Consider the following 20,957-nt stretch of genomic DNA (forward strand, 5'->3'; position numbering starts at 1 on the left):
CGCATCCTCTCCGGTGGTGTGGACGCCTCGGCGCTGTACCCGCCGAAGCGATTCTTCGGCGCGGCGCGGAACATCGAGCACGGCGGCTCGCTGACCATCCTGGCCTCGGCCCTGGTGGAGACCGGCTCCAAGATGGACGAGGTCATCTTCGAGGAGTTCAAGGGCACCGGCAACATGGAGCTGCGACTGTCCCGCCATCTGGCGGACAAGCGCATCTTCCCGGCAGTGGATGTCAACGCCTCCGGCACCCGCCGCGAGGAGGCGCTGATGGGCAAGGAGGAGCTGGCCATCATGTGGAAGCTCCGTCGTGTCCTGGGCTCGCTCGAGCAGCAGCAGGCGCTCGAGATACTCATGGAGCGGGTCAAGAAGACTCAGTCGAACACCGAGTTCCTCATGACGGTCCAGAAGAACACCCCGAGCGTGAACGGGCGCAGCGGCGACTGACCCGGCGTCACCCGTCACTGCGCAGGTCGCAGACGCCGCAGGGCCTGCCCACCGACCATGGTGGGCAGGCCCTGCGGCGTCTGCGGCCGGGAGCTTCCGGGCCTGCTTCCCGGCAACGCTTGTGAGGACGGGGAAGAGGGGATAGCGTGATCCCTCGTGAACGTTCACGTCCAGTGTCGGACCCCTTCAGAAGGATGAACCCCTCCATGCATCGCGATTCCTCCCCTTTCCGCTGGGCTGTTCTTGGCCCCGGCTCGATCGCTCGTCGCTTCGCCTCCCAGCTGCCCGCCTCCCAGGACGGTGTCCTGGTCGCCGTCGGCAGCAGCTCCAAGGAGCGGGCGCAGAGCTTCGCCGACGAGTTCCCCCTCGCGGAGCCCGCGCTGATCGGTGACTACGCCGAGGTGCTCGCCTCCGAACAGGTCGATGCCGTGTACATCTCGACCGTGCATACCGGTCACGCCCGGCTGGCCGCGATGGCCCTGGAAGCGGGCAAGCACGTGCTGTGCGAGAAGCCGCTCACCCCGAACGCCGCCACCTCGATGGCCCTCCTCGATCTGGCCGCACGCACCGGCCGGGTGCTGCTGGAGGCATACATGTACCGCTTCCACCCCCAGACCCAGCGCGTGCTCGACCTCGTCGCCGAGGGCGCGATCGGCGATGTCGCCCATGTCGATGCGTCCTTCGCCTTCGACACCGGCGGCCGCAGCGGGCGCCTGTTCGACCCGGCCATCGCCGGAGGCGGCATCCTCGACGTGGGCTGCTACCCGATGTCCCTGGCCCGTTTCGTCGCCGGAGCCGCACAGGGCCGAGCCTTCGCCGATCCGCTCACCGTCACCGGCCACGGGACCATCGGCCAGACGGGGGTGGACGAATGGGCCACCGCCGAGCTCACACTGCCCGGCGACATCACCGCGAGCCTGCGCACCGGGGTGCGTCTGGCCGATCCGCAGTCCGCGACCATCACGGGCTCCCGCGGCGTGATCCGGCTGTCCGATCCCTGGGCTCTCGGCCAGGAGCCGACGGTGATCGAGCTCGACGTGGTCGGGGAGCAGCCGCAGCGGATCGAGGTGCCGGCCGCCGCTCCATATGCCCTCGAGGCCGATGCGCTCGCCGCGGCAGCACGCGGAGCAGGAGAGGTCCCCGAGCTCACCGCGGACAACTCGCTAGGCCAGGCACGGGCGCTGGACTCCTGGCGCGAGCAGATCGGGCTGCAGTACCCCTTCGAAGCGGAGGACGCAGATATCCCGACCCTCACCGGACGCCCGATCGAGCACGGCTCGGCCCAGACGGGCCCGGCCATGACCTACGGCAGCATCCCGGGGATCGAGAAGCAGATCTCCCGCCTGGTGATGGGCTGTGACAACCAGATGACCCTGCCCCAGGCATCGGCGATGTTCGACGCCTTCTACGAGATCGGCGGAACGACCTTCGACACCGCCTACATCTACGGCGGCGGATACATCGAGAAGCTCTTCGGCCAGTGGGTGCGCAACCGCGGGGTCCGCGAGGACGTCGTCGTGATCACGAAGGGAGCGCACACCCCTCACTGCGACCCGGAGTCGATCACGCGCCAGCTCGAGGAGTCCCTCGAGCGTCAGGGCACGGACTATGCGGACCTCTACATGATGCACCGCGACAATCCCGAGATCCCCGTCGGGGAGTTCGTGGACGCGATGGACGAGCACCTGCGCGCCGGCCGGATCCGCGCCTACGGCGGATCCAACTGGACCCCGGCCCGCGTGGACGAGGCCAACGAGTACGCCCGTGCCAACGGACGCACCGGGTTCGTCGGCGTCTCCAACCACTTCGGCCTCGCCGAGGCGCTGGACGTGCCGTGGGCAGGCTGCGTCCACGCCACCGACCCCGAGTCCAAGGCCTGGTTCGAGGAGCGCGGCATCGCCCTGCTGCCGTGGTCCTCGCAGGCACGCGGCTTCTTCACCGGCCGCGCCCATCCGGAGGACCGCTCGGATGCAGAGCTGGTGCGCTGCTATTACAGCGACGAGAACTTCGAACGCCTCGCCCGCGCAGAGCAGCTCGGCGCCGAGCGGGGGGTTCCGGCCACGGCGATCGCGCTGGCCTTCGTGCTGCACCAGAAGTTCCCGACCTTCGCCCTGTTCGGCCCCCGCAGCATCGCCGAGATGCGCTCGTCCACCCTGGGACTGGGCGTCGAGCTGACCACGGAGGAGATGGCCTGGTTGGATCTCAAGTCGCCGGTACGATGAGCGGCATGCCACGCCGGGCCACGATCGTCGACGTCGCCGAGCGGGCCGGGGTCTCCCGGCAGACCGTCTCGCGCGCGATGAACGATCTGCCCGGCATCAGCGCGGGGACCCGGGAGCGGGTGCTCGCGGCCGCGAAGGAGCTGAGCTACCGGCCCTCGCGGTTCGGCCGCGGACTCGTCGAGCAGGGCCCGATCACTCTCGGCCTGGTGGTGGAGGATCTCTCGAACTCGTACTTCGCAGAGCTCGGCGCCGCAGTGGTCCGCGCCTGCGCACCCCATGGCTGGAACGTGGTGCTCGCCGAGGCGATGAACGCCCCGAACCCTCAGCAGGTGGCAGGGGATCTGGCGCGACGGGTCGACGCGCTCGTCGGCTACGGGGTGCTCACCGACGACATCCGTGGCCGGGGCGGGATGCCGGTGGTCCAGCTGGATTCTCATCGCTCCCATCTCGATGAGGGTGGGGTGGTCGAGCTGGCGCAGGGCACCGCCATGGCGGAGCTTGCCGAGCACCTGGGCCGGTCCGGTGCTCGCCGACCCCTGGTGCTCGACCTCACCGGCGGGCTCGGCCGCTCACGCTGCCTCGCGCTCGCCGCCGCACTCTCGCCGCTGGTCCCAGAGGGTGAGGTGCCGGTGCGCGAGGTGGATGCGAGGGAGGGACACAGGGAGCTCCTCGAGGAGGTCCTCGCCGACGGGGTCGATACGCTCGTCGCCTTCAACGACGAACTCGCCGTCCGTCTGCTGCGGGCCCTGCGCGAGCTCGGGATCACCGTGCCGGACCAGGTGCGCCTGGTGGGCATCGACGGCCTCGAGATCGGCTCGCTGGTCACCCCCGAGCTGACCACCTTGAGCATCGACATCGAGGCGGTGGCCCGGGAGACGGTCTCGCTCGTCGCCGGGATGCTCGACGGCTCCGTCCCGCTGCAGGGGGAGGGCGCCCACCGGGTGGTGCCGTACCGCCTGGAGGTGCGTGCCTCCACCTGAGCAGCGCGATGTTGCGCACGCCGCACCCACAGCCCTCGCCCGGGAGGGGCTGGTCGTGGCAGACTGTGACGTCGGTTCTGGTTCACGGTGCCCGCCGGGCGCCGACCCAGCGACCCCGAGCAAGGAGAGTCATGAAGGCTGATATCCACCCCGCTTACGGCGAGACCACGGTGACCTGCACCTGCGGTAACTCGTTCACCACCCGCAGCACCAAGAGCAACGGTGCCATCAGCACCGAGGTCTGCTCCGAGTGCCACCCGTTCTACACCGGCAAGCAGAAGATCCTGGACACCGGCGGCCGCGTCGCTCGCTTCCAGGCCCGCTACGGCAAGAAGAACTGATCGACGTCTCCGACGCCGGTGCGCGCCTGCGGGCGTGCACCGGCGTCGTCGCATGTGAGGGTTCGGAGCCCGGGCCGCAGAGGAAGATGCACCGATGAGCGAGCAAGACGCTGCAGATCGCCTCGCTCCGCTGCGCCTCGAGCATGCCCGACTCCAGGAGTCGATGGCCGATCCCGCCCTGCATGATGACCCGGCCCGTGCCCGACGAGTCGGTCGGCGCTATGCGGAGCTGGAGAGCGTGCTCGCCGCCTCCGCGCGGATGGAGAGCACTGCCGCGGATCTCGCGACCGCCCGCGAGCTCATCGCCCTGGAGGACGGGGACGAGGAGCTGATCGCAGAGGCCGAGCAGCTCGCCGCCCGCCTCGAGCACGAGCACGAGCATCTCGACGACCTGCTCGCCCCTCGCGATCCCGACGACGCACGCGACGTGATCCTCGAGATCAAGGCAGGAGCGGGCGGCGAGGAGTCCGCTCTGTTCGCCACCGAGATGCTGCGCATGTACCGCGCCTATGCCGAGTCCAAGGGATGGCGCCTGGAGGTGCTGACCTCCGCGGAGTCCGACCTCGGAGGCCTCAAGGACGTCACCGTCGCGATCACGGCTCGCACGGCGACCGGGCCGGGTGACGGCGTCTACGCGCATCTCAAGCATGAGGCGGGCGTGCACCGCGTCCAGCGGGTCCCGGTCACGGAGTCCCAGGGGCGGATCCATACCTCCGCCGTCGGCGTGCTGGTGCTGCCCGAAGCGGACGAGGCCGATGAATCGGAGCTGCTGGCCGAGGCGATGGCCCCCGCGAACCTCCGCATCGATGTCTTCCGCTCGAGCGGCCCGGGCGGGCAGAGCGTCAACACCACCGACTCCGCAGTGCGGATCACCCACCTGCCCACTGGAGTGGTGGTCTCCTGCCAGGACCAGAAGAGCCAGCTGCAGAACCGCGATCAGGCGCTGCGGATCCTCCGCACCCGCCTGCTGGACGCCCGCCGCGCCGAGCAGGAGGCGCAGTCCTCGGCGACCCGCCGCCTGCAGGTCCGCAGCGTTGACCGCAGCGAGCGCATCCGCACCTACAACTTCCCCGAATCCCGGGTCGCGGATCACCGCACCGGGTACAAGGCCGGCAACCTCTCCCAGGTCCTCGCCGGGGACCTCGACGACCTGATCGCCTCTTCCCGGACCGCCGAGCGGGACGCCCGCCTGGCCGATGCCCGCGCGGGCACCCCCGAGGAACGGCTCTGATGGACGCCCGAGACCTGCGCGCCCGGCTGCGCACTGCACTGGCCGAGACCACCCAGCGGCTCGGAGCGGCCGGGGTGCCTTCCCCGAGCGTCGATGCCCGGGCACTGATCGCCCATGCGGCGCGGACCGAGCAGCCGCTGGTGATGCTCGATGAGCTCCCGGCGGACTTCTCCGCAGACCTCGAGCGGCTCACCCTCCGCCGCGAGCGGCGGGAGCCGCTGCAGCTGATCCTCGGGCGCGCGCCTTTCCGCCGACTGATGCTCACGGTGCGTCCCGGAATCTTCATCCCGAGGCCGGAGACCGAGCTGGCCCTCGACCTCCTGCGCGAGCACCTCCCGGATGCTCCCACCCAGGTGGCGGACCTCTGCTCGGGCTCCGGTGCGCTGGGCGCTGCGGTGCTCGACGAGATCCCCGGCGCCGCCGTGCTGGCCATCGAGGTCGATGCCGCTGCGGCGGCGCTGAGCACCGAGAACCTCGAGCTGGCGGGACCCGGCCGTGGTCGGGTCGTGCAGGCGGACCTCAGAGCGGCGATCCCGGAACTGGTCGCCGCTGCACCCTTCGACGCGATCCTCTCCAACCCTCCCTATATCCCGCCCGACGCCGTGCCCCGTGACGTGGAGGTCATCGACCATGACCCGCACCGCGCACTCTTCGGCGGCGGGGACGACGGCCTGGAGGTGCCGCGAGCGGTCATCGCTTGGGCCGGACGCCTGCTGCGACCCGGCGGAGTGCTGATCATGGAGCACGCGGACGTCCAGGGCGCAGCGACCCGCGCCCTCGCCGCCGAGCTCGACGGCTTCGACCTGCTGACCACCGCCCCCGACCTGACCGGCCGCGACCGTTTCCTCATCGCGCGCCGCTCCCAGGGGGCACCGAACCTCGGAAGTGAGAGACTGTCCCGGTGAGCGTGCACGACACACAGAACCCAGAGAACCGCGAGGAAGCCCTCGCCGCCGCCGTCGACGCCGTCCGCGGAGGTGAGCTGATCGTCCTGCCGACGGACACCGTCTACGGCATCGGCGCGGACGCCTTCACGCCGGAGGCGGTCGAAGCGCTGCTCGAGGCCAAGGGCCGCGGCCGGGACACCCCGCCGCCGGTGCTGATCGGCGACCACGCCGTGCTGCTGGCACTGGCCGCGGACCTCCCCGACTATGTCGAGGAGCTCGCCGAGGAGCTGTGGCCCGGTGCGCTGACCCTGATCCTCACCGCCCAGCCCTCGCTCACCTGGGACCTGGGCGAAACGCGCGGCACCGTGGCGTTGCGGATGCCTGAGGACGAGGTGGCGCTCGAGCTGCTGCGTCGCACCGGCCCGCTCGCCGTCTCGAGCGCCAACCGCCACGGCAAGCCCGCTGCGAAGAGCGTCCTGGACGCGGCGACCCAGCTCGGTGATTCGGTGGCGATCTACCTCGATGGGGGACCGGCCCGGATCGGCTCGAGCTCCACCATCCTGGACACCACCGTGACCCCTGCGGAGATCGTCCGCGAAGGCGCCATCAGCAAGGAGCGGATCATCGAGGCGGTCGGGGACATCTTCACCGCCCCCGAGCCCGAGCCCGAGGCGGAGCCGGAGACGGATCCCGAGGATGCCGAGCAGCCCGGGGAGGAGGCCGCAGCGACCGACGCCGCAGCGGCGGGGGAGCTGGAGGCCACCGATGAGGGGTCGGCCGGCATCACCCCGGGCGATGCAGACGAGGCCGGCAATACCCCGCCCAACACCCCGCCCAACCCCCCGGCCAACCCCCCGGCGTCGTCGGACGACTCCGTCCTGGACCTCCCCTCCGAGCCGGAGCAGTCCGCGGCCAGTGCCGAGCTGCCGCTCGCCGAGACTCCGCTGGACGGGATCGGTGAGGCCCCTGCCGCACCCGGGGACAGCGGCGCGGAGGACGGTCCCGCGGAGAACACGCCCGGGTGAGGATCTATCTCTTCCTCCTGCTGCTCGCAGCGGCGGTCGCCTACCTGGTAACCCCTGCTGTGAGGCTGCTGGCTCGGCGCGCAGGGGCGATGACAGCGGTGCGGGACCGTGACGTGCATGATGCCGTCACGCCCCGGCTCGGCGGCCTCGCGATGCTTGTGGCCGTGGTCTGCGCGATGCTGGTCGCGAGCAACGTGCCCTTCCTCGAAGGGCTCTTCCGCGATTCTCGGCAGCCCTGGGCGATCCTCGCCGCAGCAGGCCTCGTGTGCCTGCTCGGCGCCGCTGACGACAAATGGGATCTGGACTGGGTGACCAAGCTCGCCGGCCAGGTGCTGGCGGCGCTGCTGCTGGCCTGGCAGGGCGTGAGCCTGGTGACCCTGCCGATCAACGGCGTCACCGTCCTCTCGGGGCGAACTGCTCTGATCCTCACCGTGCTGGTGGTGGTGGTGAGCATGAATGCGGTCAACTTCGTGGACGGCCTCGACGGCCTTGCCGCCGGAGTGATGGCGATCGGCGGCTCCGCCTTCTTCGTCTACGCCTACACGCTCACCCGCAGCTCCTCGGCCACGGACTACTCCTCGCTGGCCGCGCTGCTGACCGCAGTGATGATCGGGGCGTGCCTCGGCTTCCTGCCCCATAACCTCACCCGCGCCCGCATCTTCATGGGGGACTCGGGGTCGATGCTGCTGGGCCTGCTGCTCGCGGCGAGCACCATCGCGGTGACCGGCCAGGTCGACCCCGGCAGACTCTCGGGCGCGGACTTCTTCGGCCAGTTCCTGCCGATCCTGCTCCCGATCGGGGTGATGGTGGTCCCGTTCCTGGACTTCGCCCTCGCGGTCGTGCGACGGATCGGCTCCGGCAAGTCGCCCTTCCACGCGGACAAGGCGCATCTGCACCACCGCCTGCTCAGCCTCGGGCACAGCAAGCGCACCGCTGTGCTGATCATGTACACCTGGACCGTGGTCATCTCGGTGGGGCTGCTGCTCCCACTGGTGCTCCCGATGCGCACGGTCGTCATCTTCTGGGTGATCGGTCTGCTGTTCGCCGTCCTACTCACCTTCGACCCCCTCAGATGGCGCTCCGGCCGTCACCGGAAGGAATCCGATGTCCCCTCACCCTGAGACCCCCGACGCTCCCGAGCAGGCCAGCCGCAGGACCTCGCCGCCCCGCACCGCTGGCGACCGGGCCATGCAGCGCGCCACGCTGATCGCACTCGCCGTGGGTGTCCTCCTGGCAGCGGTCGTGGTCGTCATCGCCGCCACGCGCCCGGACCCCGCAGCCCTCTGGGGTGCGCTCGTCGGCTCGGCGCTCACCCTCGTGATGGTGCTGCCGACAGTGGGCATCACCTTCCTCGGAAAACGGCTCACCCCGATCTCGATGGCCGCGACCGTGCTCGGCAGCTGGGCCGTCAAGATGTTCATTGTGATCCTCGTCCTGATCGCCGTGAAGGACCTGGCGAGTGTGTCCACGCCGTGGATCGGGCTCGCACTGCTGGTCGGCGCGGTCTCGGCGGTGCTCGTCGAGGCCGTGCTGCTGGCCCGCACCCGCCAGCCCCTGGATGTGGAGCCCCATCAGGGCGCCGAGGAGGAGCCCGAGGCCACTGCCGGAGTATGAGTCTCTGTTATGCTTCCGGAGGCGCTCGACCGCTGATCACGGCATAGAACTGTGAACCAGACGAGGGCTGATCGACCACCCGGGCCGCCATGGCGTCGTCCATCGCCGTACGCACGGTGGCCGCACCGCGAGTGGACTCGATCTGGCATGACCATCCAGGCCGTCCTCGACGGTCGAACGAATCTGGGAGATCGAGCTGAACACCGCAGACCTCAGTCCCGCACTCTATGCAGAGGACTCCTTCTTCCATATCCCCACGCTGGGGGAGTTCTTCCCGGAGGCGCTCCTCTTCGAGGGGACCTGGTTCGAGTTCAACCGCGTCCAGCTGGTGCGGCTCATCGTCCTCGCCGTCGTGCTGATCGCCATGTGCATCATCGCCTCGCGGGCCAAGCTCGTTCCCGGACGCGTCCAGAGCGTCGTCGAGCTCGTGATCGACTTCGTGAACAACAACATCATCGCGAACACGCTGGGCCTCAAGGATGGCAAGCGTTTCGCCCCGATGCTGATCACGATGTTCTTCTTCATCCTCTCGATGAACCTGGCCGGTGTGATCCCCGGCCTGAACCTCGCCGGCACCTCGGTGATCGGGCTGCCTCTGCTGCTGGCCCTGTGGACCTTCGTCACCTACGTCGGCGCCGGCATCAAGAAGCATGGCTTCCTGGGCTACCTGAAGTCCGAGACCATGCCCCCCGGCATCCCGTGGCCGATCTACATCCTGCTGATCCCGATCGAGCTGCTGCAGGTCGTCGTGATTCGCTGGGCATCGCTCACCATCCGACTGCTCGCGAACATGGTCGCCGGACACATGATGATCGTCGTGTTCATCGGCATGACCCACGCGCTGCTGTTCTCGGGAGACTGGCTGATCGCGATCAGCCCCTTCGCCGGAGCGATGGCCATCGGCATCTACGGCTTCGAGATCTTCGTCGGCGCACTGCAGGCCTTCATCTTCACGATGCTGACCGCCGTGTACATCCAGCTCGCGACCTCCGACGAGCACTGACCCCCGCCACGGCGGGCGGCCTCGCGGCCACCGCCGAGCGGTGCTTTCCCGCCTGACCCCCAAGAACCTGATCGTCGCCCCCACGCGGCACAACGAAAGGAAACCCCCATGGAGCCCACGATCCTCGCTGAGGTGTCCGGCAACATTGCGACCATCGGCTACGGCCTCGCCGCCATCGGCCCGGGCATCGGCCTCGGCATCCTGGTCGGCAAGACCGCTGAGGCTCAGGCTCGTCAGCCCGAGATGCGCTCGCAGCTGCAGACCACGATGCTGATCGGCGTCGCCTTCACCGAGATCCTCGCGCTGCTGGCGATCGTCACCGGCCTGATCTTCTGAGGCGGAGCAGATGATTCTGGCAGAAGCAGGGGGAGAAGTCCCCGGCTGGCGGCTGCTCATCCCGCTCCCGCAGGAGATCGCCTGGTCGGCGATCTTCCTGCTGATCTTCGTGCTCGTCTTCATGAAGTTCGTGCTCCCGCGCATGAACGCCGTGCTGGACGAACGCTCAGAGAAGATCGAGGGCGGCATCCGCAACGCGGAGAAGGTCCAGGAGCAGGTCGACCAGCTCAAGAGCGATCAGGAGCAGGAGCTCGCTGCCGCTCGGCAGGAGGCCGCTTCGATCCGCGAGAAGGCCCGCGCCGACGGTCAGAAGATCGTCGACGAGGCCCGTACCCGTGCCGACGCCGAGAACGAGCGCGTGCTCGCCAACGGCCGTCAGCAGCTGAGTGCCGAGCGGATCGCCGCCTCGACCGAGCTGCGCGGGGAGGTCGGATCGCTCGCAAGCGATCTGGCGTCCAAGATCGTCGGCGAGTCACTCACCGACGATGAGCGCTCCCGCCGTGTGATCGACCGGTTCCTGGACGACCTCGAGTCGAGCCAGACCACCACCCGATAAGGAACCGTGATGCGAGGAACCTCCTCCACCTCCTTCGCCGAGGTGCTCCGGCAGGCCGAAGCCGCTTTCGCAGGCGGCAACGGTGCACTGGAGTCCGAAGCCCAGGAGCTGTTCTCGGTGGCAGATGCCATCGACTCCAGCAACCAGCTCGTGCGCACGCTCTCCGACCCCGGCCGACCGGCCGCGGTCAAGGAGGCCACCGTGCGTGCGCTGCTGAACAGCCGGGTCAGCCCGCAGAGCCTCGAGCTGACGCTCGAGATCGTGCAGCGGCGCTGGTCCGAGCAGGAGGACATCCTCGACGCTCTCGAGCTGCTCGGCGTCTCGGCGCTGCTTGCCCAGGCGCAGTCCGAGGGCGTGCTCGAGCAGGTCGAAGGAGAGCTGTTCGAGATCTCCCGGCTGATCGACGACAGCGGTGATCTCACTGCGGCGCTCGACGGCTCTCGGGAGGATCCCGCGCAGCGCGCCACCATCCTGCGCTCGCTGCTGGAGGGTCGCACCCACCGGCTCGCTCTCGCCCTCGCGGCCAGAGCTGTCGGACGTCGCACCGCGACCAAGCCGGCCCGGCGGGTCGAGGAGTTCGCACGCTTCGCCTCCGATCGTCGTCGGCGCGTCTTCGCTGCAGTATCGAGCGCGGTGCCCCTGAACGAGGCACAGCAGTCCCGACTCGGCGCGGTCCTCGCCGGGATCTACGGCCGCGAGGTTCAGATGAACCTCCAGGTCGACCCTGATGTCGTGGGCGGTCTCCGGATCCAGGTCGGCGACGACCTCTACGACGCCACCGTGCTGGCCCGGCTCTCCCGAGCCCGGTCGCAGCTGGTGGCCTGACTTAGTCCCGACGCCCCGGCGTCCCCAGCACTTTGTGAAGACCATCCCCCCCCAGCGGGGAGACCGAGAGGAAGCGAAGCACCAGATGGCGGAGCTCACGATCAGCCCGGAGGAGATCCGGAACGCCCTGGACACTGCGGTGTCCACCTATCAGGCAGGCGCCACCGAGCGCGAGGAGATCGGCCGCGTCAGCGAAGCCGCCGATGGCATCGCGCGTGTCGAGGGCCTGTCGAACGTCATGGCGAACGAGCTCGTCCGCTTCGAGGACGGCACCCTCGGCCTCGCGCTGAACCTCGAGCTGCGCGAGATCGGCGTCGTCGTGCTCGGCGAGTTCACCGGCATCGAGGAGGGCCAGCAGGTGCGTCGCACCGGCCAGGTCCTCTCCGTGCCCGTCGGTGACGGCTACCTCGGCCGCGTGGTCGACCCGGTCGGCACCCCGATCGACGGCCTCGGCGAGATCGAGACCGTGGGCCGCCGCGCCCTCGAGCTCCAGGCTCCCGGCGTCATGCAGCGCAAGGCCGTCAAGGAGCCCATGCAGACGGGCCTCAAGGCGATCGATGCGATGACCCCGATCGGCCGTGGCCAGCGTCAGCTGATCATCGGTGACCGGCAGACCGGCAAGACCGCCATCGGGATCGACACGATCCTGAACCAGAAGGCGAACTGGGAGTCGGGCGATCCGGACAAGCAGGTGCGCTGCATCTACGTCGCCATCGGCCAGAAGGGCTCGACCATCGCCTCGGTGCGCGCGACGCTCGAGGAGAACGGCGCGATGGAGTACACCACCATCGTCGCCGCCCCGGCCTCTGACCCCGCGGGCTTCAAGTACATCGCTCCCTACACCGGTTCGGCCATCGGCCAGCACTGGATGTACGAGGGCAAGCACGTCCTCATCATCTTCGATGACCTCTCGAAGCAGGCCGAGGCGTACCGCGCCGTGTCGCTGCTGCTGCGCCGCCCGCCGGGCCGTGAGGCCTACCCGGGTGACGTCTTCTACCTGCACTCGCGCCTTCTCGAGCGCTGTGCGAAGCTCTCGGACGAGATGGGCGGCGGTTCGATGACCGGCCTGCCGATCATCGAGACCAAGGCGAATGACGTCTCGGCGTACATCCCGACCAACGTCATCTCGATCACCGACGGCCAGTGCTTCCTGCAGTCGGACCTGTTCAACTCGAACCAGCGCCCTGCGGTCGACGTCGGCATCTCGGTGTCCCGCGTCGGCGGCTCCGCCCAGACCAAGGCCATGAAGTCGGTCTCGGGCACGCTGAAGATCGACCTCGCCCAGTACCGGGACCTCGAAGCCTTCGCGATGTTCGCCTCGGATCTCGACGCCGCCTCGAAGCAGCAGCTGAGCCGCGGCGCTCGCCTCATGGAGCTGCTCAAGCAGTCCCAGTACTCGCCGTTCCCGATGGAGGAGCAGGTCGTCTCGATCTGGGCCGGCACCAAGGGCAAGTTCGACGACCTCGAGGTCGAGGACGTGCGCGAGTTCGAGGGTCAGCTGCTCGAGCATCTCCGCCACAACGGCGGCGTGCTCGAGGCGATCCGCACCACCGGCAAGTTCGAGTCCGCCACCGAAGAGGAGCTCTCGAGCATCCTCGACCAGGTCAAGCAGGACTACCTCGCCGGCAAGGGCGACGGTGCGGTGCGCAACGACGAGAGCGGCCGACTGGCAGCCGATCAGATCGAGCAGGAGCAGATCGTCCGCGGCTGATGCGAGCTGCCGCCGCCTCTGAGGAGGCGGCGGCATCCGCCGGACGCATCCACCCCGCACGAGGAGAGACATGGGAGCCCAGCAGAGGGTTTACAAGCAGAAGATCCGTTCAGCCCAAGGGATGAAGAAGATCTTCAAGGCCAAGGAGATGGTCGCCGCGTCGCGCATCGCCAAGGCCCACGCCCGGGTGTTGGCGACGACGCCGTACGCCGATGCGCTCACGCGCGCCATCGGCTCGGTGGCCACCCACTCCGATGAGATCACGCACCCGTTCCTGGACAGCGAGCGCCAGCAGACGGGCCGTGCGGGAATCCTGATGATCACGGCGGACCGCGGCATGACCGGTCCGTACTCACACAACGTGATCCGGGCGGCGGAGCAGCTCGCGAACACGCTCCGCGACGAGGGCAAGGAACCGGTGATGTACGTCGTCGGCCGCAAGGGCGAGTCGTACTACCGCTTCCGAAATCGTCCCCCGCATCGCGCGTGGACTCCGTACAAGGAGAACGAGCTGCCGAACCTCGGTCGGGAGATCGCGGGAGTCCTCACCGGGGATCTCCTCAGCGAGGACCCGGCCGTGCACCTCGACGAGCTGTATGTCGTGGGCACCCAGTTCAAGACCCGGTTCGTCCAGGACACCAAGTCCATCCGGATGGTGCCGATGGGTCTTGTGGCGCCCGGGGCAGTCGAGACTCGACCGGCGTTCCCGCTGTACGAGTTCGCTCCCGACGCCGACACCGTCGTCGCGGAGCTGATGCCGCGATACGTCGAGTCGAGGATCATCAACATCCTGCTGCAGGCGATGGCTTCGGAGCACGCTTCCACGCAGCGCGCCATGAAGTCCGCTACCGACAACGCGGAGACCCAGATCCGAAAGTTCACCCGACTGGCGAACTCCGCCCGTCAGGCGGAGATCACCCAGGAGATCACGGAGATCGTCGGCGGCGCCGACGCCCTCTCGGGATCTGGCCGCACCGAACGCTGAGACCCTGGCCGACAGCGCCCCGCGCGTCGGCCCGACATGGAGAGAACGCACATGACCACCACCGCCCCCGTTCCGACCGCGACCGCCACCGGGCGCGTCGCCCGCGTCACCGGCGCCGTCGTCGACATCGAGTTCCCCCCGGGGAACATCCCGAACCTCTACAACGCGCTGACCATCGAGATCTCGGCGGAAGGCTCGGGCCTCGAGGCCTCGACCCTGACGCTCGAGACCGCCCAGCACCTGGGCGACGGCATGATCCGTGCGATCGCTCTGAAGCCGACCGATGGCCTCGTGCGCGGTCAGGCCGTGACCGACACCGGCGCCCCGATCTCCGTGCCCGTGGGCGATGCGACGCTCGGTACGGTCTTCGACGTGGTCGGGAACCCGCTGAACAAGCCGGCTTCCGAGCTCGAGATCTCCGAGCGCTGGCCGATCCACCGCAAGGCACCGAACTTCGACCAGCTCGAATCGGCGACCACGATGTTCGAGACCGGCATCAAGTCGATCGACCTGCTCACCCCCTACGTGCAGGGCGGAAAGATCGGCCTGTTCGGCGGCGCGGGCGTGGGCAAGACGGTCCTCATCCAGGAGATGATCTACCGCGTGGCGAACAACCACGACGGCGTCTCCGTCTTCGCCGGCGTGGGCGAGCGCACCCGTGAGGGCTGGGACCTCATCGAGGAGATGACCGAATCCGGCGTCATCGAGAAGACGGCCCTCGTCTTCGGCCAGATGGACGAGCCGCCGGGCACCCGCCTGCGCGTCGCGCTCTCGGCACTGACCATGGCGGAGTACTTCCGCGATGTGCAGAGCCAGGACGTGCTGCTGTTCATCGACAACATCTTCCGCTTCACCCAGGCGGGCTCCGAGGTCTCGACCCTGCTGGGCCGTATGCCCTCTGCAGTGGGCTACCAGCCCAACCTGGCCGACGAGATGGGTGTGCTCCAGGAGCGCATCACCTCGACCCGCGGCCACTCGATCACCTCGATGCAGGCGATCTACGTCCCGGCCGACGACTACACCGACCCGGCTCCGGCGACCACCTTCGCCCACCTCGACGCCACCACCGAGCTCTCGCGTGAGATCGCCTCGCGCGGCCTCTACCCGGCGATCGATCCGCTGACCTCGACCTCGCGGATCCTCGACCCGCGCTACGTGGGCCAGGACCACTACGACACCGCGGTGCGCGTGAAGCAGATCCTCCAGCGCAACAAGGAGCTGCAGGACATCATCGCTATGCTCGGCGTCGATGAGCTGTCCGAGGAGGACAAGGTCATCGTCTCGCGTGCGCGCCGCATCCAGCAGTTCCTCTCCCAGAACACGCACCTCGCGAAGCAGTTCACCGGCGTCGACGGCTCGGACGTCCCGCTGCGCGACACCATCGAGGGTTTCCGCGGCATCTGCGACGGCGAGTTCGACCACATCACCGAGTCCGCCTTCTTCAACGTCGGCGGGATCGACATGGTGCTCGAGAACCAGCACCGCATCGACAAGGAGCTCGGCGCGTGAGTGCGCTCGACGTCACCTTCGTCACCGCGGACCGGACCGTCTGGACCGGAGAGGCCGCGCAGGTCGTCGTGCCTGCCGTGGACGGCTCGATGGGCATCCTGCCCCAGATGCAGCCCACCCTGGCGATCCTCGGCACCGGCACGGTGCGGATCATCGACCAGGACGGCCACGTCGAGCAGCTTGCCGTGGACGGCGGCTTCGTCTCGGTCGACTCCGATGTCGTGACCATCGGCGTGGACGACGCGACGAGCGTTCCGTCGCAGGACTCCCGGTTCTGATCCGCGCCCTCCGACCATGACAGAGCTGAGCATCCCGATCCTCCTGCTGGGGGTCGGGATGCTCGTCGTCGTGGCCGCGTTGCTCGTGGTGCTGCGCCAGGTGCTGGTCTCTCGCCGCCGAGGTGCCTTCGAGTGCACGCTGCGGCGCCGGGGGCTGGTGGGCGGCACCAGCTGGCAGCACGGCCTGATGCGCTTCGGCAACGACCGGCTGCGCTGGTTCCGGGCCTTCTCGCTGCGGGTGCGCCCCGAGGTGGTGATCCGCCGGATCGACATCCTGGACGTCTCGCGGCGTCGCCTCCCGTCCCCGATCGAGGGCGGGGAGGACTCCTATCTCCTCGAGTTCGACCTGCGCGGCGGGCGTGAGGTCAGCGCGATCGTGGACCTGGTCTCCGGGGCGGCGCTGAACTCCTGGCTCGAGGCCGCACCGACGGGGATGGTCCTCGGCGACGCCGACTGAGACCCTCACCCCATCATGCGGCTCTGGAGCCCCAAGGCCTTAGCACGCGAGCTCCCTAAGGCTCGCCAGAGGCCCAGAGGCCCAGAGGCCCAGAGGCCCAGAGGCCCAGAGGCCCAGAGCCTCAGAGCAGAGGTTCAGAGCCTCAGACGCTCAGAGCCTCAGACGCTCACGGTCTCGCCGCTACGCAGCACGGTCATGGGCCTCAGCTGCGCATCTGCCAGCACCACATCGGCACGGCGGCCTGCGGCCAGCATCCCGATCCGATCCTGCATGCCGAGCACCGTGGCCGGCACTGTGGAGGCCGCACGCACGGCGCGGACCAGGTCCACCCCGGCTTCGGTGACCGCGAAGCGGACCACGTCGAGCAGATGCGCAGTGCCACCGGCGATCGACGTGCCGCCGGTGAGGGTCGCCACCCCCGCATCGACCGTGACGTCGAGCGCGCCGAGCCGGTACTGGCCGTCCGGCATCCCGGCCGCCGCCATCGCGTCGGTCACCAATGCCACGCTGTCCTCGTGAGCGATCGTGAAGACGTGGGCCACGGTGCGGGCATCGAGGTGGACGCCATCCGCGATCACCTCGACCACCAGCTCCCCGCGCGCGGCGGCATCCAGAGCGGCGAGTGCGGGGCCGGGATCCCGATGATGGATCGGACGCATTCCGTTGAACAGATGGGTCGCGGTGGGCAGCGCGGAACGACCGTGCTCCCGCCGCAGCTCGGTGCGGGAGAGTTCGATCGCCCGTGTCATCTGGGCGCTGCTGCCGTCGGTGTGACCGAGCGAGGGGAGTGCCCCGACCTCGGCCAGCGCCTCGATCACCGCGTCGGCGTCTTCTGCTTCCGGGGCCACCGTCATGGTGACGAGAGCGCCGCCGGCGATCTGGGCGAGCTCGCGGACCAGATCGGCATCGCCGCCGGTGATGTGCTCGGGATTCTGGGCCCCGCGCCGGGCGACGGAGATGAACGGGCCCTCGAGATGGATCGCCGCGATCTCGCCGTCGGCGGCGAGCTGGGCGAGATCCGCGACGCGAGAGCGCAGCGTCTGCGCATCGGCGGTCACCAGAGAGGCGACCAGGCTGGTCGTGCCATGTCGACGATGCTCGTGCACCGCAGTGAGCAGCTCGCGAGGATCACTCGCATCGGGGAACGACGCCCCGCCACCGCCGTGGCAGTGCAGGTCCACCAGCCCGGGAAGGATGATGCCGTCGTGGGAGAGGACCTTCGCCGCCCCATGCTCCGGAGCCAGTGCGGCGGGCCCGGCCCAGAGGATGTCGCCTCCTCCGATCAGCACCAGCGCGTCCGGCACCAGCCCCTGCTCGAGCACGGCAGTTCCGCGCAGGACCAGATCGGCGGTGAGTGCGGGGGACCGCTCAGGCTCGGACGTGCTCATGGTCGCTCCTGGTCAGGCGGTGGATGCCGACGGCGCCATCGGATCAGGCGCGACGGTCAGAACAGTGACGGTCGAAACAGCGACGGTCGAAACAGCGACGGTCGAAACAGCGACGGTCAGAACAGAGACTGCCAGAACAGAGGCAGTCAGAACAGACGGGATTCGGCGTCGTCGATGCCGCGCAGCGCGTCATAGTCGAGGGTCACGCAGTCGATGCCGCGGTCACCGGCGAGCACCCGGGCCTGCGGCTTGATCGCCTGGGCGGCGAAGATGCCGCGCACGGGAGCCAGCAGCGGGTCACGATTGAGCAGCTCGAGATAGCGAGTGAGCTGCTCGACGCCGTCGATCTCGCCCCGTCGCTTGATCTCGATCGCGACAGAGCCGCCGTCCTGGTCGCGGGCGAGGATGTCCACCGGGCCGATCGCGGTGAAGTACTCGCGGCGCACCAGGGACCAGCCCGTGCCCAGGGTCTCGATGTTGTCCGCCAGCAGAGCCTGGAGATGGGCTTCGACCCCGTCCTTCTGCAGGCCGGGATCCACGCCGAGCTCATGGGAGGAGTCCTCGAAGACCTCGTGGAGCCGCACCCGCAACCGGTCGCCCGTCTTCCCGTGGACCACGTCCCACTGCTCGAACCAGCCGCCCTCGGGATCGTCGGCAGCCTCCTCGTCGCTGCGACGCGTGGTCGACAGCGTGCAGGGAGGGCTCATCCAGTTCAGGGGCTTGTAGCTTCCCCCATCGGAATGGATGAGGACGCTGCCATCGGCTTTGATGATCAGCAGCCGAGGGGCCAGCGGGAGATGGGCGGTGAGCCGACCGGTGTAGTCGACAGAGCAACGGGCAACGACGAGACGCACCCATCCAGGGTACGTCACCGGCCGTGGCGGTCTGGTCCCGGGCCGGAGGATGAGAGTTCGATGAGACGTTCATGAGAAGGGCTTTACCCAGGTGCAGATGCTCACTAGGGCCTGGTCTGGGATCCGCGCCGCTCGTATCGTGAACAGGTCCCCGCACCGGTCCCGATCCCGGGCCACCCCGAAGGAGCTTCCTACCGTGCAACGACCCCTGGCAGTCCTGTTGATCCTCATCGGAATCATCGGACTCGTGCTGGGCCGCCTGGGGGAGACCACCTGGGCGCCCGAGACCGAGACCACCGCGACGGTCGCCCTGGACGATCCCGGCTCTGCCGTGGTGATCGACCCGGGTGTGCTCTATGTGGGCGGCGAGGAGGGGAAGGTCGTCATCGAAGGCGCCTCTGACGTCTCGGTGATCACCGCCGCGAACGGCGACATCGATGCCTACCTCGAAGACGTCCGCTACACCCGGATCACCGGCGCCGATGACTGGACCACCCTGAGCACCCTGGAGGTCAACCCCGAGGGTGCCGCGGAGCTGACCGATCCCACCACGTCTGACCTCTGGCGGTCCGTGGAGACGAAGCCGAGTCCCTACACGATCGATGTCGCGGACTTCTGGGCGGGCGAGAACGGAGAGAACGCGCAGGCCTATCGGCCATTGCTGATCGTCACCGACGGCACCGCCCCCGGCGCGGACAAGGTCTCCATCACCTGGCCCGTCGACGCCGAGAACGAATGGGTGCCCTTCGCCTACGCCGGTGGCGCCGCGATCGCCGTGATCGGACTGGTGCTGCTGGTGGTCTCGATCGGCGGCCGCCGACGCGATGAGGACGAGGACTGGAGCGTCGAGGACGGGGAGCCCGGCGTCGCGGACCAGGCCGCTCCGGCCCTGGCCGGTGCCGCAGCCGGCGGGAGCGAAGCTGTTGCGACCGTCGATGAGTCCGACGCCGACGAGCCCGACGTCGATTCCGCGGACCTCACCTCCGCTGACGCCGCACCTGCTGACGCCGCACCTGCTGATGGCGCGGCCGCTGGCGCCGCACCCGCTGACGACGTGGCTGCAGGCACCGAGACCGCCGGTACGGATCCGGTGCCGGAGGAGAGCGTCTGGTCGCTCGGAACGCCCGGCACGCCCGGCACCGAGGACGACGACTCGGATCCTGCCGGACCGGTCCGGCTCTTCGGCGATGACGAGGAGCGCCGATGAGCCGCCACGACCTGCCCTACCCTGCATCGAAGGACACCACCATGAACAGCCGATCCGTCGGTCGCCGCGGCCTCTTCCTCGGTGCCGGAACCCTCATGGCGAGCGGACTCCTCGCCGCCTGCACGGCCGAGCTCGCACCGCCGGAGGCCCCGCCCACCGGCGAGCCGCGAGAGGAGCCCGCTCCGGTCCAGACCACGGAGCAGTTCGCGACCATCGTGCCCGAGGTCAATGCCGCAGTGGTCGCCGCCGATGAGGCGCGGGACGCGGCGCTGCTCGCCCCGCGTGTCTCCGGATCCGCCGCCGAGTTCCGCACTGCCGCCTACGCCATGATCGCCAAGGCAGAGGAGTGGGCCGAGGACCTCAAGGTCCCCGGCACCGAACTGATCGTCCCGATGACCTCCGTGACCGCAGAGTTCCCCCGGGTCGCGATCGCGCTGGTCCAGGACTCGGTGGCGGAGGACGGGGTCCCGTACTTCATGGCGCTGCAGCAGGCCGATGCGAAATCGCCCTACAGCTCCTGGGGCTGGGCTCAGCAGGCCGTGGGGATCGAGATGCCCGTGGTCGCCAACGAGCTGATCGGTGCGGAGCAGGTCACCGCGGACACCGAAGGCCTGGTGATGACTCCGGCCGAGGCGCTCGCGCTCTACGCCAAGGTGCTCACCGGCGGCGATGCCGACGACGCCGAGGACCTGCTCGCTCCCAACCCTTTCCAGGCCGGCACCCATGAGCGCATCCAGACCGAGCGCTCCGAGCTCAACGCCGGGGTCGAGTGGGACGAGGCTGCGACCGTGCGGGAGAGCTACACCGTCAAGGACGGCGAGCTGCTCGGGCTGCGCACCGATGACGGCGGGGCGATCGTGATGGGCACGCTGATGTCCACCCGGAAGGTCACCATCAAGGACGGCGCCACGATGCGCTACGCCGAGGACAACAAGTACACCAAGGTGATCGGGAAGAAGGAGTTCACCTCCGAGTACATCCGGGAGTACGGCACCCATGTCGCGCTCTACATCCCGTCTCAGGACGCAGGTGGACAGGTCCAGCCGATCGGCGCCACGCAGACCGCGCTGAATGCCAGCGGGAAGTGACCGGGCAGGCTCAGCG

General features: G+C 69.0%; 21 protein-coding genes and 1 pseudogene. 20 read left to right on the top strand and 2 right to left on the bottom strand.

Going from position 1 to position 20,957, the window contains the following annotated elements; genetic code table 11:
• From ACTH43_RS10080 to ACTH43_RS10165, 18 genes and pseudogenes are all read left to right on the top strand, one after another.
• A pseudogene (locus ACTH43_RS10080) lies at positions 1-444 on the top strand (transcription termination factor Rho); the annotation flags it as partial.
• Positions 445-650: 206 nt separating this feature from the next.
• Complete coding sequence (locus ACTH43_RS10085) at positions 651-2,666, top strand: aldo/keto reductase (protein ID WP_441444770.1); 2,016 nt, start codon at positions 651-653, stop codon at positions 2,664-2,666.
• Positions 2,667-2,671: 5 nt separating this feature from the next.
• A complete protein-coding gene (locus ACTH43_RS10090) occupies positions 2,672-3,646 on the top strand; it encodes a LacI family DNA-binding transcriptional regulator (protein ID WP_441444771.1) in 975 nt (324 codons plus the stop codon).
• 131 nt (positions 3,647-3,777) lie between these two features.
• Positions 3,778-3,987 carry a 50S ribosomal protein L31 gene (rpmE, locus tag ACTH43_RS10095; protein WP_345079107.1) on the top strand — a complete coding sequence of 70 codons (210 nt, stop codon included), beginning with the start codon at positions 3,778-3,780 and terminating at the stop codon, positions 3,985-3,987.
• Positions 3,988-4,081: 94 nt separating this feature from the next.
• Positions 4,082-5,218, top strand: a complete 1,137-nt coding sequence (prfA, locus tag ACTH43_RS10100; protein WP_441444772.1) for a peptide chain release factor 1 — start codon at positions 4,082-4,084, stop codon at positions 5,216-5,218.
• A complete protein-coding gene (locus ACTH43_RS10105; RefSeq protein ID WP_441444773.1) occupies positions 5,218-6,123 on the top strand; it encodes a N5-glutamine methyltransferase family protein in 906 nt (301 codons plus the stop codon). The genes prfA and ACTH43_RS10105 overlap by 1 nt, the downstream gene beginning before the upstream one ends.
• Positions 6,120-7,130: an L-threonylcarbamoyladenylate synthase gene (locus ACTH43_RS10110; RefSeq protein WP_441444774.1), complete on the top strand. Its 1,011-nt coding sequence runs from the start codon at positions 6,120-6,122 to the stop codon at positions 7,128-7,130. The genes ACTH43_RS10105 and ACTH43_RS10110 overlap by 4 nt, the downstream gene beginning before the upstream one ends.
• Complete coding sequence (locus ACTH43_RS10115; protein ID WP_441444775.1) at positions 7,127-8,251, top strand: MraY family glycosyltransferase; 1,125 nt, start codon at positions 7,127-7,129, stop codon at positions 8,249-8,251. The genes ACTH43_RS10110 and ACTH43_RS10115 overlap by 4 nt, the downstream gene beginning before the upstream one ends.
• The gene (locus tag ACTH43_RS10120) at positions 8,235-8,744 is read left to right on the top strand and encodes a hypothetical protein (RefSeq protein WP_441444776.1); all 510 of its coding nucleotides are present in this window, start codon (positions 8,235-8,237) and stop codon (positions 8,742-8,744) included. The genes ACTH43_RS10115 and ACTH43_RS10120 overlap by 17 nt, the downstream gene beginning before the upstream one ends.
• A 259-nt stretch (positions 8,745-9,003) precedes the next feature.
• The gene (atpB, locus tag ACTH43_RS10125; RefSeq protein WP_441444813.1) at positions 9,004-9,747 is read left to right on the top strand and encodes a F0F1 ATP synthase subunit A; all 744 of its coding nucleotides are present in this window, start codon (positions 9,004-9,006) and stop codon (positions 9,745-9,747) included.
• A 108-nt stretch (positions 9,748-9,855) separates the two neighbouring features.
• Positions 9,856-10,083: an ATP synthase F0 subunit C gene (gene atpE / locus ACTH43_RS10130; protein ID WP_087485484.1), complete on the top strand. Its 228-nt coding sequence runs from the start codon at positions 9,856-9,858 to the stop codon at positions 10,081-10,083.
• A gap of 10 nt (positions 10,084-10,093) precedes the next feature.
• Positions 10,094-10,639 (top strand): F0F1 ATP synthase subunit B, encoded by a 546-nt coding sequence (locus tag ACTH43_RS10135; protein WP_441444777.1) that lies wholly within the window; start codon positions 10,094-10,096, stop codon positions 10,637-10,639.
• A gap of 9 nt (positions 10,640-10,648) precedes the next feature.
• On the top strand, positions 10,649-11,464 hold the full coding sequence (locus ACTH43_RS10140; RefSeq protein ID WP_441444778.1) for a F0F1 ATP synthase subunit delta: 816 nt from the start codon (positions 10,649-10,651) through the stop codon (positions 11,462-11,464).
• Positions 11,465-11,549: 85 nt separating this feature from the next.
• Positions 11,550-13,175, top strand: a complete 1,626-nt coding sequence (gene atpA, locus ACTH43_RS10145; protein ID WP_441444779.1) for a F0F1 ATP synthase subunit alpha — start codon at positions 11,550-11,552, stop codon at positions 13,173-13,175.
• Between the two features lie 70 nt (positions 13,176-13,245).
• On the top strand, positions 13,246-14,160 hold the full coding sequence (locus tag ACTH43_RS10150; protein WP_441444780.1) for a F0F1 ATP synthase subunit gamma: 915 nt from the start codon (positions 13,246-13,248) through the stop codon (positions 14,158-14,160).
• A 51-nt stretch (positions 14,161-14,211) separates the two neighbouring features.
• Positions 14,212-15,669: a F0F1 ATP synthase subunit beta gene (atpD, locus tag ACTH43_RS10155; protein WP_441444781.1), complete on the top strand. Its 1,458-nt coding sequence runs from the start codon at positions 14,212-14,214 to the stop codon at positions 15,667-15,669.
• Positions 15,666-15,947, top strand: a complete 282-nt coding sequence (locus tag ACTH43_RS10160) for a F0F1 ATP synthase subunit epsilon (protein ID WP_441444782.1) — start codon at positions 15,666-15,668, stop codon at positions 15,945-15,947. Before atpD ends, ACTH43_RS10160 begins: the two co-directional genes overlap by 4 nt.
• A 16-nt stretch (positions 15,948-15,963) precedes the next feature.
• A complete protein-coding gene (locus ACTH43_RS10165) occupies positions 15,964-16,404 on the top strand; it encodes a DUF2550 family protein (RefSeq protein WP_441444783.1) in 441 nt (146 codons plus the stop codon).
• 158 nt (positions 16,405-16,562) lie between these two features.
• On the opposite strand, the gene ACTH43_RS10170 is transcribed toward ACTH43_RS10165, so the two are convergent.
• Together ACTH43_RS10170 and nucS are read right to left on the bottom strand one after the other, a co-directional pair.
• Positions 16,563-17,792, bottom strand: coding sequence for an N-acetylglucosamine-6-phosphate deacetylase (locus tag ACTH43_RS10170; protein ID WP_441444784.1), 1,230 nt, complete (start codon positions 17,790-17,792; stop codon positions 16,563-16,565).
• A gap of 146 nt (positions 17,793-17,938) precedes the next feature.
• Positions 17,939-18,646 carry an endonuclease NucS gene (nucS, locus tag ACTH43_RS10175; protein ID WP_441444785.1) on the bottom strand — a complete coding sequence of 236 codons (708 nt, stop codon included), beginning with the start codon at positions 18,644-18,646 and terminating at the stop codon, positions 17,939-17,941.
• A gap of 196 nt (positions 18,647-18,842) precedes the next feature.
• Between nucS and ACTH43_RS10180 the strand changes: the two genes are divergently transcribed.
• Together ACTH43_RS10180 and ACTH43_RS10185 are read left to right on the top strand one after the other, a co-directional pair.
• On the top strand, positions 18,843-19,853 hold the full coding sequence (locus ACTH43_RS10180) for a hypothetical protein (protein WP_441444786.1): 1,011 nt from the start codon (positions 18,843-18,845) through the stop codon (positions 19,851-19,853).
• Entirely contained in the window at positions 19,850-20,941 is a 1,092-nt protein-coding gene (locus tag ACTH43_RS10185) for a hypothetical protein (RefSeq protein ID WP_441444787.1), read from the top strand. The genes ACTH43_RS10180 and ACTH43_RS10185 overlap by 4 nt, the downstream gene beginning before the upstream one ends.
• Positions 20,942-20,957 lie beyond the last annotated feature (16 nt).

This window comes from Brachybacterium sp., from assembly GCF_052095815.1.
Taxonomy (GTDB): Bacteria; Actinomycetota; Actinomycetes; order Actinomycetales; family Dermabacteraceae; genus Brachybacterium.

What these genes read in the sequence shown, in the direction of transcription:
- ACTH43_RS10085 (WP_441444770.1), top strand. Translation starts at nt 651, where the DNA reads ATGCATCGCGATTCCTCCCCTTTCCGCTGGGCTGTTCTTGGCCCCGGC.
- ACTH43_RS10090 (WP_441444771.1), top strand. Translation starts at nt 2,672, where the DNA reads ATGCCACGCCGGGCCACGATCGTCGACGTCGCCGAGCGGGCCGGGGTC.
- rpmE (WP_345079107.1), top strand. Translation starts at nt 3,778, where the DNA reads ATGAAGGCTGATATCCACCCCGCTTACGGCGAGACCACGGTGACCTGC.
- prfA (WP_441444772.1), top strand. Translation starts at nt 4,082, where the DNA reads ATGAGCGAGCAAGACGCTGCAGATCGCCTCGCTCCGCTGCGCCTCGAG.
- ACTH43_RS10105 (WP_441444773.1), top strand. Translation starts at nt 5,218, where the DNA reads ATGGACGCCCGAGACCTGCGCGCCCGGCTGCGCACTGCACTGGCCGAG.
- ACTH43_RS10120 (WP_441444776.1), top strand. Translation starts at nt 8,235, where the DNA reads ATGTCCCCTCACCCTGAGACCCCCGACGCTCCCGAGCAGGCCAGCCGC.
- atpE (WP_087485484.1), top strand. Translation starts at nt 9,856, where the DNA reads ATGGAGCCCACGATCCTCGCTGAGGTGTCCGGCAACATTGCGACCATC.
- ACTH43_RS10135 (WP_441444777.1), top strand. Translation starts at nt 10,094, where the DNA reads ATGATTCTGGCAGAAGCAGGGGGAGAAGTCCCCGGCTGGCGGCTGCTC.
- ACTH43_RS10140 (WP_441444778.1), top strand. Translation starts at nt 10,649, where the DNA reads ATGCGAGGAACCTCCTCCACCTCCTTCGCCGAGGTGCTCCGGCAGGCC.
- atpA (WP_441444779.1), top strand. Translation starts at nt 11,550, where the DNA reads ATGGCGGAGCTCACGATCAGCCCGGAGGAGATCCGGAACGCCCTGGAC.
- ACTH43_RS10150 (WP_441444780.1), top strand. Translation starts at nt 13,246, where the DNA reads ATGGGAGCCCAGCAGAGGGTTTACAAGCAGAAGATCCGTTCAGCCCAA.
- atpD (WP_441444781.1), top strand. Translation starts at nt 14,212, where the DNA reads ATGACCACCACCGCCCCCGTTCCGACCGCGACCGCCACCGGGCGCGTC.
- ACTH43_RS10165 (WP_441444783.1), top strand. Translation starts at nt 15,964, where the DNA reads ATGACAGAGCTGAGCATCCCGATCCTCCTGCTGGGGGTCGGGATGCTC.
- ACTH43_RS10170 (WP_441444784.1), bottom strand. Translation starts at nt 17,792, where the DNA reads ATGAGCACGTCCGAGCCTGAGCGGTCCCCCGCACTCACCGCCGATCTG.
- ACTH43_RS10185 (WP_441444787.1), top strand. Translation starts at nt 19,850, where the DNA reads ATGAGCCGCCACGACCTGCCCTACCCTGCATCGAAGGACACCACCATG.